A 12507-nucleotide genomic window follows, 5' to 3' on the forward strand; every position below is an offset into this window, starting at 1 on the left:
GTCACCGGCGCGCCCGCGACGGCGGTCTGGGAGGTCATGAGGGGCACCTCCTCATCATGGTGCGAGCCGTCACACGTCGCTGCGCAGCAGCCGGTATGCGGCACCGGCCAGGGCGAGTGCCGTCCAGCCGAGGAAGACCAGCAGGCCGGCACCGGGCGACAGGCTGGTGCTGTCGTGTGTCAGGGCGAACATCGACTCACCGGCGTTGCTCGGCAGATAGCAGGTGATGTCGTCGCGCCACGAGGAGGGCAGCAGCGAGGCCAGGCCGGGGATCAGCATCAGGGTGGCAACCAGGACGGAGATGCCGCCGGCCACCGACCGCAGCAGCGAGCCCAGCGCCGTGCCGATCACGCCGACCAGGCCCAGGTAGAGGCCGGCGCCCAGCAGGCTGCGGACGACACCGGCGTGCGAGATGCCCATGGCGGCGGGCGTGCCCGAGACGATCCGGCTGCCGAAGAGGAAGGCGACGAACACGCCCACCAGGGCGACGACCAGCGCGACCAGACCGAACACGGCCGCCTTGGACCACAGGACCGGGAGTCGGCGTGGCACCGCGGCCAGGGAGGAGCGGATCATCCCGGTCGAGTACTCGCCCGCGGTGACCAGCACGCCGAGAACGCCGAGCGCCAGCTGGGCGAAGTTGGTGCCGAAGAGCGACAGGCTCACGGCGGTCGACATGGCGAAGTCGTGGTCCATGTGGGGGGAGCCGTACGTGGACTCGTACCGCCCGGACGCGATCAGCCCGAACGCGACGAGGAACAGCAGGCCGAGCCCGAGCGTGATCCAGGTCGAGCGCAGAGACCAGAGCTTCTCCCACTCCGAGGCCAGCACCCGGCGCCCGGTCACCCGGTAGGGGGGACGGGAAGGAGCCGCGGGGGGCGTCTGCGCGGTCGCGGTGAGGGTGGTCATGCCGTCCTCCCGAGTGACTCGACGATCCCGCTGCCGGTGGTGGAGCCGTGGTATTCGACGGCGTCCCTGGTCAGATCCATGAACGCCTGCTCCAGCGACACCTGGCGGCTGCTCAGCTCGAACAGCGCGATCCCATGCTCGGCGGCCTTCAGACCGATCTCCCGTGCGGTCAGGCCCGTCACCTGCAGCTCCTCGGAGCCGACACGCCCGGTGACGTCCACGCCCGGACCGGCCAGGACGTCCCGCAGCCGGGACGGGTCCTGCGTGGCCACCTGCACGGTGTCGCCGCCCGCAGCGCGGACGAGGTCCTGCACGGTCGTGTCGGCCAGCAGCCGACCGCGGCCTACGACGATCAGATGGTCCGCCACCAGGGCGACCTCGCTCATCAGGTGCGAGGAGACGAAGACCGTGCGCCCCTCCTCGGCGAGGGAGGTCAGCAGGGTGCGGATCCACAGGACGCCCTCGGGGTCGAGACCGTTGACGGGCTCGTCCAGCATGACCGTCTGCGGGTCGCCCAGCAGCGCCGCGGCGATGCCGAGCCGCTGTCCCATACCCAGCGAGAAAGCGCCTGCCCGCTTCGTGGCCACGCTGCCGAGCCCGGCGATCTCGATGACCTCGTCGACTCTGCGCCGCGGGATGCCGTGCGTCAGCGCGAGTGCCGTGAGGTGACGGTAGGCGGACCGGCCCGGGTGGACCGACTTCGCCTCCAGCAGGGCGCCGACCTCCTGGAGCGGCGCGCGGTGCCGCGCGTAGCGGTGCCCGTTCACCGTGACGGAGCCGCCGGTGGGGGCGTCGAGGCCGACGATCATGCGCATCGTCGTGGACTTGCCCGCGCCGTTGGGACCGAGGAAGCCCGTCACCGTGCCAGGCCTGACAGTGAAGTCCAGGCTGTCGACGGCGGTCTTCGCGCCGTAGCGCTTGGTCAGCTGCCGTGCGTCGATCATGGGTGCTCTTCCTGTCGGGTCCGGCGTCCGCGGGTCCGGCGCCTCACCTGCAACGTTAGGTCCCGGCCAGCGCGATTTCCTGGTACCGGAGGCTGAACCGTGCCGCGCCGGTGGTACCGCGGTACTACACGGGGCGCGGCCCTTTCGCGGCCATCTCCTACGAGTTGTAGTATCACGGCGGACCGCGTGATCGATGGCGGTCCCCGCCGTCGCCGCGCCCCGCAAGGAACCTCCGTGATGTTCTCCGCACGCCACTCCCGACCTGGCCTCACCACCGCGGGCGCCCTGCGCGTCCCTCAGATCACCGCCGTGTTCTGGCTGGTCAAGGGGCTGTCGACGGCGATGGGCGAGTCGGTCTCGGACTACCTGGTGGGCGTGATGGCCCCGCCGCTCGCAGTGCTGCTGGGCTTCGTGGGATTCCTCGCCGCCCTGGTGGCGCAATTCCGCGCCGCGCGTTACCGGGCGTGGACGTACTGGTCCGCGGTCGCCGGGGTCGGCGTGTTCGGCACGATGGCCGCCGACGTCGTCCACGTCGCGGTCGGCGTCCCGTACGCCGTCTCCAGCCTGCTGTACGCGATCGTGCTGGCCGCCGTCTTCGCGTCATGGCGTGCGACCGAGGGCACCCTGTCCGTGCACAGCATCGACACGCCGCGGCGCGAGGCGTTCTACTGGGCGGCCGTCATGGCCACCTTCGCCATGGGCACGGCGCTGGGCGACCTCACCGCCGTCACCGCGCACCTCGGCTACGGCTCCTCGGCGGTCCTCTTCGCCGTCCTCATCGCGATCCCGGCGGCCGGCCGGTACTGGCTGCGCTGGGACGCCGTCCTGACGTTCTGGACGGCCTATGTCCTCACCCGGCCACTGGGCGCCTCGATCGCCGACGGGCTCGGCAAGCCGAGGAGCAGCAGCGGACTCGGCCTGGGTGACGGCCCGGTGACGCTGGTGCTCGCCCTGCTGATCGTCGCCCTGGTCGCCTACCTCGCGGTCAGCCGCTCGGACGTCCAGCCCGAGCCCTCCGAGCAACTGGAGACGGCACGGAGCTGACACGCCCCGCCCGGTCCGCCCCGGAACGGGTCCGCCCCGGCACCACCGGCGTGCCGGCCGCAGCGGGCCGGTCCCGGTCGGGCAGGTGCCGGGTGGCGGCGGGGCGGGACGGCGGGGTGGCCGCGTCGAAAAGGGCGTCGACGTCCTGGGCGGCAAGGGCGGTGGTGGCGCAGCAGGCCGTCATGAGGACCGCGACGGTGGCGACCAGTGGGCGGCGGGCGGGCCGGCGCGGTGCCAGCAGGGCGGTGACGCGCTGCGGGACCGGGCCGGAGGTGGCCGCGAGTGGCTGCTCCGGAGGGCGTTTGGTCGCAAGGGCCGCCCGTGCGATGGCCCGCGCGACGAGCGGGCGGCCTCCTACGACGTCGGCCGCCGCCTCGTCGGCCCAGCGTTCCAGTGTGAAGGCGCCCGCCTTTGCCAGCGGGTGCAGCAGCGGGTTCACCGCCGCGGAGACCTGGAGGACGAGCAGGAAGAGGTGGTGATGGTGCCGCAGATGGGCGCGCTCGTGCGCCAGCAGCGCCTGCCGCTCGTCCCGGGACAGTACGCGGAGCATCCCGGACGAGACCACGACCCTGCCGGGAGTCCCCGGCAGGGCGAAGGCGGTCGGCGCGGGATCGTCCACGACCGCCAGATCCCCGGCGGCAGGCAGATCGCGGCACTCGCGCCACATGCCGACCAGCACGGTGATACGGCGCCACGACGCGACGACCAGCGCGGCGGCGCAGCCGATCAGGGCCAGGGCGCATGCCGCGCCCACCGGCCGGTCGAAGGGGGCGTGCGCGGCCAGCACGTGCGGGGACCAGCGCCCGGCCTCGGCCACCTCGGGGATCTGGCCGACGATCGTGGAGCCGATCATCGCCAGGCCCGCGGCCCACACCCCGGTCGAAACGACGGCGGCGGACACCAGCAGCCACGCCGCGGACCTGGGCGGCAGCAAATCGCGGAGCCATGGCGCGATCAGCGCCAGGAGCGTGCCGACCATCAGAGGCGCGCACAGGCCGAAGCCGGTGCCGCTCACGTCCACACCGTCCGTGCCGGTACCGGCCCGCCCCCGGGACAGCTGGAGCACCCTCCCGGACCGCACCGGAACCCCCCTCGCCCGGCTGCGCGACCGTCCGTGTCCGGCACGGTCAGTCCTGCGTGCCGGAAGGGCGCGTGGCGCCGTCGGTGGGGTGGGGACCCGTCATGTGGTCGCGCAGCAGCTGTTCCAGCAGCCTCTCGTCCTCGTCCGGCAGTTCGGAGACGAAGCGTGCCAGCACCGCGGCGCGGTCCCCGCCGTGCTCGAGCAGATCCCGCATCCCGGCCGCCGCATGCCCGGCCTCGTCGCGCACGGGCGAGTAGAGGTAGCTGCGCCCCGCACGCTTCCTGGTGACCAGCCCCTTGTCGTACAGCCGGATCAGGATCGTGAGCACGGTGGTGTAGGCGGGATCGCCCGCGACCTGCTCGCGTACGGCGCCCGCACCGACCGGCTCACCGGCCGCCCACAGCGCCGCGAGCACCTCGTTCTCCAACTCGCCCGGCGCGCGTCGCCCGGCCGCCGCGCCCTCCTGCCTGCTCACATCGCCGCCCCTCGTAGAAGGAACCAGATTACTACCGTGCAGGGAAGCCGCTCCGGCCACGGCCGCCGGACCACCCCGCCACAGGCGGTGTGCCGTGGCCACGCAGAGGGCCGACGGTGAGGCCGCACGCCTGGCAGCGGTCCGGCAGCCCGGGGAGCGCGGCCAGGGCGGTGCGCCACGAGCCGGTGGCGGAGGTGCAGTCGGAGTCGTGCAGCGGCACGGTGCCTCCGCCGCGCTCCACGCTTTCCCGCCTGCGGCAAGGTGCGGTGCGCGATCAGCCGGCCCCTGCCCGACCGGGGCAGACGACAGTCCGGCAGAGCGACGGCGACAGCTTCTTCCGGGCGCAGGCCCGCGCAGTACATCCCAGCGAACAGCCCGACCAGCCGGCGTCTGCGGGTGCCGATAAATCATCCGTCCAGGTCACGGACTTGATCGCCGATCTCCGGCTGTCCTGCCCTCACCTCAAACTCTTCATCCGCATGGGGCATGGACGGCATCATGATCTGTCGTGCTGCTGCGCCTGGCCTACCTCGCTGCGACCAACGCCTTCGCCCTCCTCCGCCTGCTGCCGATGAGCGACCGCGACAAGGACATCGCACCATGCCGCCTGACCAGGCCGGATGATTAATCGGCACCCACACTGGCCGAAGCGTGAACCACCGGAGGAGAAACCGGTCCTCTCTCTGCGAACTCCCGTATCGTCTCCGGGTCCAGCACGCACGGCCGGGGAACATGCTCGTCGACCTCCACGAACTCCAGCTCCGGCGGCTCGGCCAGCACCTGTCGAACCTCGGCCGCCGCCCGCCACCGCAACTGGACTGCCGGCCAGCATCCATCGAGGGCGGGCACGGGCAGCCACAGGACCTGGAGCACGTCCGTCCCTTCGGGGAAGGGCAGGCCCGGCACGTCCCGCGCATACAGCTGCGCGACCGGGATCAGCGGCTCCTCCCACGTGTCCTCGGACGCCGCCTCGCCATAGGGCGGCCGCTCAGGATCAAAACGCGGCCACTCCTCATCCGCGGGCCACAACAACGGCCCGCCCACCGAGCTGTCGTGCACCGTCGGTGCCCCCGGCGTCGGGTGCAGCCGAACCGCCGCCCGCGTCATTCCCCCCAGTTCCGGAAACTCCGCGCCCATATCAACCGGACGCTGCGGCGTCGTACGTGCCATGCCTCCCCCTCTACGACCCGGCACCGCCCCACCAGCGCCGACGCGCCCATCAAACCACCTGCCCCCGACAACATCGGTCTGCGGAACAGCCGCCAACCGGGCTGCATACAAGGTACCCAGCACCCCACCTGCACCCTGCCCAACGAGCCACCCGAACAGCTGGGATGCCGGATCTCAAACGCGCTCTCAGCTTGGCGTTTAACCTCGCACGTCACCCGACCTGCTGATCTGCGGTTCTTTCCGGGACGGCCGAGACGGCCGTTCTCCACGCTTCGAGATGTCGAGTAACGAAGCACGAGAGAACGGCCGCTGCGTATGAGTCTGCCTGTCCCCGGCTCCGCCGGTGATGCGATGGGTGTCCTGTCCCGCTTTCGGGTCGAGTTCTACGAGTCCTTGTACGCCCGCGCAGATGCGCTCTTCGAGCTCACGGACGCGGTGCTGTGTACGGACGGGCCGGTGAAGACGCTGGTTGAGCTGTGCCTTGCTGCCGAGTATCGGCGTGGGCACGGGGCCCTGTACGCCGCGTTGGACCGGGGCTGGTGCGAACCTGCCCGCCTGCGCCGCGCCCTGGCCGGCCTGCCGCTGCCCCGCGCGGCTGACGGGCGGATCGTGCTGGCCGTCGACGTCAGCAACTGGCTGCGGCCTGATGCCCCTACCAGTGACGACCGGTTGTTCTGTCACGTCTACGGGCGCGGGAACCGCAGCAAGGACCAGTTCGTGCCAGGCTGGCCGTACTCCTTCGTCGCGGTCCTGGAGACCGGCCGGACCTCCTGGACCGCGCTGCTGGACGCCCTCCGCCTGGACCGGGCTGACGATGCGACGGCGGTCACCGCTACCCAACTCCGCTGCGTGATCGATAGGTTGATGCACGCCGGGCAGTGGTGCGAGGGCGACCCGGATATCTGGGTCGTCATGGACTCCGGCTACGACGTCGCCTTCCTCTCCCATGCGCTCGCGGACCTGCCCGTCGTCCTGGTCGGACGCCTGCGCTCGGACCGCGTGATGCTCCGCGACGCCGGGCCTGCCCACTGCGGCCCGAAGGGCGGCCGGCCCCGCAAGCACGGCGGCGTCCTGTCCTTCGCACGACTCGACAGCTGGCACGAACCCGACGTCACCACCGTCACCGACACCACCCGCTACGGCAAGGCCGAAGCGAGGGCCTGGGACCGGATACACCCCCGACTCACCCACCGAGGTCCCTGGCTGGACCTGGCGAAGGAGAAACTACCCATCTTGCACGGCACCTTGATGCGGCTGAAGGTCGAACGCCTGCCAGGCGACCGCGACCCCAAACCGGTCTGGCTCTGGATCTCCTCGACCGCCGCCGCACCGGCGGACGTGGACCGCTGGTGGCAGGCATTCCTCCGCAGGTTCGATCTCGAACACACCTTCCGGTTGATGAAACAGACCCTCGGCTGGACCGCCCCAAAGATCCGGCACGCGGACACCGCCGACCTGTGGACGTGGCTGATCATTGCCGCCCACACCCAGCTCCGCCTCGCCCGTCCGCTCGCCGAGGACCTGCGTCGCCCCTGGGAACGGCCCGCCGAGCCTCGCCGGCTCACCCCCGCCCGGGTGCGGCGGGGGTTTCGCAACGTCCGCGCGACGGCAGCGAGGCTGTCGCACGGCTTGTCTTGCTCGGGAGTCAAGAGCGATTTGGTGTTCTTTGGCGGCAGCCCGCAGGGGCGTACCGCCCGCGCGCACACCCGGGTGGCCGCGGGGGAGCGGTCGTGCCGGGACCCGTCCGGGTCCCGGCACGACCGCCTGCTACCTACTGCCTACTGCCTGCTCCACTTCTGGTTGCTGCCGCCGGTGCAGTTCCAGAGTTCGACCAGGGCGCCGTTGGCCGTGGAGCTGCCGGTGACGTCCAGGCACAGGCCGGACTGGGCCGAGGTCACCGTGCCGTCGCTGTTGACGTTCCAGTGCTGGTTGGCGCCGCCGTTGCAGTCCCAGATGATGACCTTGGTGCCCGCGGTCGTCCCTGACCCGTAGGCGTCCAGGCACTTGGAGCCGTAGACCCGCAGCTCCTTGGCCGAGGTCAGGCTCCACTGCTGGTTCGCGCCGCCGTTGCAGTCCCAGATCGCGGTCTGGACGCCGTTCGTGGTGCTCGAGTTGGGCACGTCCAGGCAGCGGTTGGAGCCGGCGCCGCGCAGCACGCTGCCGCCGCCCGTGCCGGTCCCGCCGCCAGGGTTGGTGCCGGTGCCCCAGCCCCACTGGAGCCGGTCGAGACCGGACTGGTTGGTCACGCTCACCGAGAGGTTGGTGCCGCTGCCGCTGAGGGTGGTGATGGCGCAGGAGGCGTTCTCGCACGGCCCGGGGCCCTGCGTCTGGGTCGCGTTCTTGACACCGGTCCACAGGACCGAGCCCATGCCCAGGTTGCGGACGGTGTCGGTGATGCCGTAAAGGTAGGAAAGGTCGTTGTTGCCGTCCTTGGGGCCGTTGTAGTTGGCGCCGGTGTTCATGGGGACGCCGAACTCGGTGAGCACCGCCCGGTCGGCGTGACCGCACAGCTGGTTGGTGAAGTCGTTGACCCAAGCGGCCTCGGTGGTGTGCGAGTCACCGAACATCCCGTAGATGTGGATGGACAGCAGCGTGCCGGACAGCCGGGAGTCGCTGCCGGGGGAGCACAGACTCGCGTCCCATATACCGGGAACGATCACGTGGCCGCGGGGGAGGTTCGGGTAGCGCGCCAGCCACGACGCCTCGAAGTTGTTCAGGTCGGTCGCGCTGTACGAGTACGGCTCGTTCATGATGTCGAAGTAGAAGTTGCTCTTCGCACCGTACTTGTTGATCATCGTGTCCCACATCTGGTTGAAGGACGCGGTGTCGCTGACCTTCCCGCCCTGCAACCAGGGGGCGACGATGACGTTCATGCCCAGATCGGTGGCGGCGTCGAGCGCCGCGGTGTAGCTGCCCCACCAACTTCCCGAGGTGGTCGCCGCGTTGAAGCCCATGCGGACGGTGTTGGCCCCGAGGCCCTGGAAGCCTTTGAGGATGGCGGTGGACTTCGCGTAGACGGTCGCGTAGCTGTCCGACTGCGACAGCCCCACCGGGAGGTTGGGCCCGGTGATGAAGTTGTCGTTGGGGTCGGCCCAGTTCACTCCGTGGAACTGGCTGGTGGACGCGGGGGCGGCGGCGACCGGTGCGGGTGACGCGGCCCGCGCGGTGCCGGCGGCCGCCAGCCCCGAGGCGGCCAGGGCGGCGGCGGCCAGGGCGGCGACCAGATACCGGGCGGTGGGCAGGCGGCCGAAACGCGCGGCTCGCCTGCGGTCGCGGCCGGCGTGGGCGTTCGCCCGACCGCCGTTGCCCGCGCCTTCCGGCGGGTGCAGCAGACTCGTTGCCGTGCTGAACAAAGGGATCTCCCTGGGCTAGTTGAGGAAGGTCAACCGTCCAGCCGAGTGTGAGCGCTAACAATGCTGGACGGAGGCGCCGACCGACAGCATGCAAAGCCCGGTCCGGCGGCGGGAGCAGAGTGCTCCCCTCCGCTCGCGGTGTCAACAAGGCCACCCCGTGAGGCTCCGCGAGCATCGCGTCGCGGGATGCCGGATCCCCGAACCTCCCTCGGTCGGTCCCTGCACACCTCTTGAGGTTCCGCTGAAGGTTGTGTCAGTCTCATGTGAACGGTCGCCGGAAGATGTCCCGGTGATGTGTCATGCACTCTCCATCCCCCCACTTTGGAGTGTGAGCGCTAACTTAACCGTGGCGGTCGCGTTCCCGCGGGCCGGGACTGCCTCTACCCCTGCGACGCTAGGAGGGCCCGGTGACCGACCGGGAGTGGACTCAGGGCACCACGTGGGTGGACTCGGCCACACGCAACACCGCGGCTGGAATGCGAGGGCCCCATCGCGTGCCCACGCGGCCGGTGGCGCGGGCACCGAGACGGGACGGGGTCATCGCAGGCGCGCGAGCATCGCGTAGCCGTGATACAGGCCAGGCGGGACCTGCCCGTTTTCGGGCCGCCAATACGGCTGGAACACGGTGCCGGGCTCCAGCACCTCTATCTCCCGGCCGGCACGGACTGCGAACCGGTCGATCTCGGGCTTGGTCCGCAGCCGGGTTGTGATCACCGCGCGGTCGTAGTGATCGGCGGCGGCCCGCATCATCTTCGGATCGGAATCAGGGCTGGCGTGCGTGATCGCCAGAAGACTGCCGGGAGCAAGCGGCGCGACCAGGTCGCGGACCAGCTCTGCGGGTGCCGATAAAGCATCCGCCCAGGTCACGACCTTGATCGCTGTCTCCGGCTGTGCCAGCCCCTCACCCCGATGCCCTCGCTGCGAGATCAGCGGCATGATGATCCGTCGTTCTGCTGCGCCTTGCCTACCTCGCCGCGACCAACGCCTTCGCTTTTCTGCGCCTGCTGCCGATGAGCGACCACGACAAGGACATCGAGATCGTTGCGCTCCGGCACCAGCTGCTGGTCCTGCAACGTCAGGTCGGCAAGCCCGCCTTCACCGACACCGACCGTGCGATCCTCGCCGGCCCGCTCCACCTCCTACCGATGGACAAGCTGCGCCGACTCCTACTGCCGGCCCGCCCCGACACGATCATGCGCCGGCACCGCAACCTGCTCAAACGGCGCCATGCCGCGGCCTGCGTGCCGAAGCGGCGTGGTCGACCGCCCACCGCCCGCCCGATCCACGCCCTGATCCTGCGCCTCGCCCGAGAAAACAACTCCTGGGGGTATCGCCGGATCCACGGCGAACTCGCAGCCCTGGGCATCAAGGTCGCCGCCTCCACCGTCTGGGAAACTCTGAAGGAACACGGCATCACACCCGCGCCGGAACGACAGAGCACGACCTGGGCAGACTCCCCCGCGCAGCCAGGCCGGCGCCCCGCTCGCCTGCGACTTCTCCGAAACCCGGACCCTGACCGGGACGCACCTGTACGTCTTCGCCGTCATCGAGCACTCCACCCGGCGCATCCGAATCCTGGGCGCAACCGCACACCCCACCGCGCAACGGGTGGTACAGCTCGGACGCAACCCTCGTCACGGACCTCGAAGACGCAGGCAGCAGGGTCAGGTTCCTGATCCCGGACCGCGACTCCAAGTTCACGGCCGCCTTCGACGCCGTACTCGCCGACGCCGGACTCGAGATCGTCAAAAGTGGTAACCGCATGCCGCGCATGAACTCCATCATGGAGCGCTGGATACAGACCTGCCGGCGCGAACTCCTCGACAGGACCCTGATCTGGAACCAGAGCCACCTTCTCCACGGGCTTCGTGAGTTCGAGTCCTTCTACAACGAGCACCGACCGCACCGCACCCTGAAGCAAGCCGCTCCGCTCCGCCCACTACCCGAACCGAGCAGCGTGCCAAGGCACATCAGACACCTGGAGGTCCGCCGAAGAGACCGACTGGGCGGAACACCTCACGAGTACCAGCACGCCGCCTGACCAGTCCGGATGATTAATCGGCACCCGCAGAGACACTCCGCGCCGCACACCACGGCGGGCGCGGACGGGGTCAGCCGCGCCCACTCCTCGAACAGCGCGTGGACCGATCCCTGCGGCATGGCGTGAGCCCCCAGTCATCACCGGTGCGGTGGCCCGCAATCCTGCCATCCCGTCGGAAGCCGGGGGCTTTCATGGTGCGATTCGGCCTAGGTACGCCCGTGGCCCTGGTAAAGGTCGAGTTCGCCGTCGAGTTCGACGGCGAGGACGGTGGCGTGGTCGTCAAGGTCCGCGGGCGGTGGGGCGTCGATCCAGCTCAGGCCGGGCACGTCCCCGAGGCCACCGGTGACGTGGTGGCGGAGTTCGGTGCCGGTGCCCAGGACGGTGACCCGCCTGATCGTGTTGCGCAGGCCGCGCAGGGCCAGCGGGCCGCGGGGGGCGTCGTAGCAGATCAGGTAGAGGGTGCGGCGATCGGCGGACAGGGTGCTTGGGCCGTAGTGGTGCCCGGGCGGCATGCCCGCGACGGTTCCGTGGACGGCGGCGTCGTGCTTGACCTTCCAGGCACCGAGGCCTTCGAGGCGTTCGATCTGCTCGACGGGGATGGTGCCGTCCTGGCGCGGGCCGACGTCCAGGAGGAGGTTGCCGCCCATCGCGATGGTCTCGGTGAACCAGCGGACCAACTGGCGCACGCTCTTGTGGTGGTGGTCGGTGTGCTGATAACCCCAGGAGTCGTTGACGGTCAGGCACAGCTCCCAGGGGCCCCGGGGCGGGTGGACCGGCAGACCCTGCTCCGGGGTGGCGTAGTCGCCGCGCGAGAGCATGCGGGCGTTGAGGACGGTGTCCGGGTTCTCGGCGAGGATCAGGTCGGCGAGCGGGCCGATGCCCCACTGCTCCTCGCTGCGCTCCCATTCGCCGTCGAACCAGAGCAGGTCGGGACGATAGCGCCGCATCAGCTCGCCGACCTGGCCGTCGCGGTAGGCGAGGTAGCGCTGCCAGGCGGCGGGGTCCTCGCGGCCGCCGGCCGGAACGACCAGGGGGTGGGTGCGGACGTCGTCGTTCGGCGGCTCGGGGTGGGAGACGCTGGGGTAGTCGGGGTGGTTCCAGTCGGAGTGGGAGTAGTACAGGCCCACCTTCAGGCCGTATTCGCGCAGGGCCCGCGCGAACGGGCCGACCAGGTCGCGCCCCGCGGGGGTGTGCTCGGCGACGTTGAGGGTTCCGTATCCGGTGTCCCACAGCGCCACCCCGTCGTGGTGGCGGCTGGTCAGCACCGCGTAGCGTGCGCCGACACGGGCGAAGAGCCCCGCCCATTGCCGCGGGTCGTAGGCGGCGGCGGTGAAGCCGTCGAGTTGGGCGAGATACTGCTCCCGGCTGAGCCCGCCGTTGAAGAAGGCCCACGATTCGGGGACACCGTCGACGGCGTAGACGCCGTAGTGGATGAATATGCCGAGCTTGGCGTCGGTGAACCAGGACTGCATGGGCATGGGTGGTCGCTC

General features: G+C 70.5%; 10 protein-coding genes and 3 pseudogenes. 3 read left to right on the plus strand and 10 right to left on the minus strand.

Annotated elements, in window-relative coordinates; translation table 11 throughout:
• Window positions 1–69: 69 nt before the first annotated feature.
• Both OG900_06425 and OG900_06430 read right to left on the minus strand, forming a co-directional pair.
• The gene (locus tag OG900_06425; protein WUH89799.1) at window positions 70–909 is read right to left on the minus strand and encodes an ABC transporter permease; all 840 of its coding nucleotides are present in this window, start codon (window positions 907–909) and stop codon (window positions 70–72) included.
• Window positions 906–1853, minus strand: coding sequence for an ATP-binding cassette domain-containing protein (locus OG900_06430; protein WUH89800.1), 948 nt, complete (start codon window positions 1851–1853; stop codon window positions 906–908). The genes OG900_06425 and OG900_06430 overlap by 4 nt, the downstream gene beginning before the upstream one ends.
• Window positions 1854–2090: 237 nt before the next feature.
• Here OG900_06430 and OG900_06435 point away from each other — a divergent pair, with 237 nt between their 5' ends.
• Window positions 2091–2897 (plus strand): hypothetical protein, encoded by an 807-nt coding sequence (locus OG900_06435; GenBank protein WUH89801.1) that lies wholly within the window; start codon window positions 2091–2093, stop codon window positions 2895–2897.
• Here the strand turns inward: OG900_06435 and OG900_06440 are convergent.
• The 4 genes and pseudogenes from OG900_06440 to OG900_06455 form a co-directional block, all read right to left on the minus strand.
• Window positions 2839–3912, minus strand: a complete 1074-nt coding sequence (locus OG900_06440; GenBank protein ID WUH89802.1) for a M48 family metalloprotease — start codon at window positions 3910–3912, stop codon at window positions 2839–2841. The two genes, OG900_06435 and OG900_06440, sit on opposite strands and share 59 nt — an antisense overlap.
• Window positions 3913–4024: 112 nt before the next feature.
• The gene (locus OG900_06445) at window positions 4025–4453 is read right to left on the minus strand and encodes a BlaI/MecI/CopY family transcriptional regulator (GenBank protein WUH89803.1); all 429 of its coding nucleotides are present in this window, start codon (window positions 4451–4453) and stop codon (window positions 4025–4027) included.
• Between the two features lie 31 nt (window positions 4454–4484).
• Window positions 4485–4688: pseudogene (locus tag OG900_06450) on the minus strand (polysaccharide deacetylase family protein).
• Between the two features lie 389 nt (window positions 4689–5077).
• On the minus strand, window positions 5078–5623 hold the full coding sequence (locus OG900_06455; protein ID WUH89804.1) for a hypothetical protein: 546 nt from the start codon (window positions 5621–5623) through the stop codon (window positions 5078–5080).
• Window positions 5624–5938: 315 nt separating this feature from the next.
• Between OG900_06455 and OG900_06460 the strand changes: the two are divergent.
• Window positions 5939–7228, plus strand: a pseudogene (locus OG900_06460) (transposase).
• 173 nt (window positions 7229–7401) lie between these two features.
• On the opposite strand, the gene OG900_06465 reads toward OG900_06460, so the two are convergent.
• The 3 genes from OG900_06465 to OG900_06475 form a co-directional block, all read right to left on the minus strand.
• A complete protein-coding gene (locus OG900_06465; GenBank protein WUH89805.1) occupies window positions 7402–8976 on the minus strand; it encodes a ricin-type beta-trefoil lectin domain protein in 1575 nt (524 codons plus the stop codon).
• A 537-nt stretch (window positions 8977–9513) separates the two neighbouring features.
• Window positions 9514–9912: an SAM-dependent methyltransferase gene (locus OG900_06470; protein WUH89806.1), complete on the minus strand. Its 399-nt coding sequence runs from the start codon at window positions 9910–9912 to the stop codon at window positions 9514–9516.
• Complete coding sequence (locus OG900_06475; GenBank protein WUH96084.1) at window positions 9903–10112, minus strand: hypothetical protein; 210 nt, start codon at window positions 10110–10112, stop codon at window positions 9903–9905. The genes OG900_06470 and OG900_06475 overlap by 10 nt, the downstream gene beginning before the upstream one ends.
• Before the next feature lie 9 nt (window positions 10113–10121).
• On the opposite strand from OG900_06475, the pseudogene OG900_06480 reads away from it, so the two are divergent.
• Window positions 10122–11017 (plus strand): annotated as a pseudogene (locus tag OG900_06480) (integrase core domain-containing protein).
• Window positions 11018–11223: 206 nt separating this feature from the next.
• Here the strand turns inward: OG900_06480 and OG900_06485 are convergent.
• A complete protein-coding gene (locus OG900_06485) occupies window positions 11224–12495 on the minus strand; it encodes an alpha-L-fucosidase (GenBank protein WUH89807.1) in 1272 nt (423 codons plus the stop codon).
• Window positions 12496–12507: the final 12 nt, after the last annotated feature.

Source organism: Streptomyces sp. NBC_00433, assembly GCA_036015235.1.
In the GTDB taxonomy this organism is placed as follows: domain Bacteria; phylum Actinomycetota; class Actinomycetes; order Streptomycetales; family Streptomycetaceae; genus Actinacidiphila.

Bases quoted from the DNA above. Each gene is read 5' to 3' on its own strand.
- OG900_06425 (WUH89799.1), bottom strand. From the start codon at position 909: ATGACCACCCTCACCGCGACCGCGCAGACGCCCCCCGCGGCTCCTTCC.
- OG900_06430 (WUH89800.1), bottom strand. From the start codon at position 1,853: ATGATCGACGCACGGCAGCTGACCAAGCGCTACGGCGCGAAGACCGCC.
- OG900_06435 (WUH89801.1), top strand. From the start codon at position 2,091: ATGTTCTCCGCACGCCACTCCCGACCTGGCCTCACCACCGCGGGCGCC.
- OG900_06455 (WUH89804.1), bottom strand. From the start codon at position 5,623: ATGGCACGTACGACGCCGCAGCGTCCGGTTGATATGGGCGCGGAGTTT.
- OG900_06470 (WUH89806.1), bottom strand. From the start codon at position 9,912: ATGCCGCTGATCTCGCAGCGAGGGCATCGGGGTGAGGGGCTGGCACAG.
- OG900_06485 (WUH89807.1), bottom strand. From the start codon at position 12,495: ATGCCCATGCAGTCCTGGTTCACCGACGCCAAGCTCGGCATATTCATC.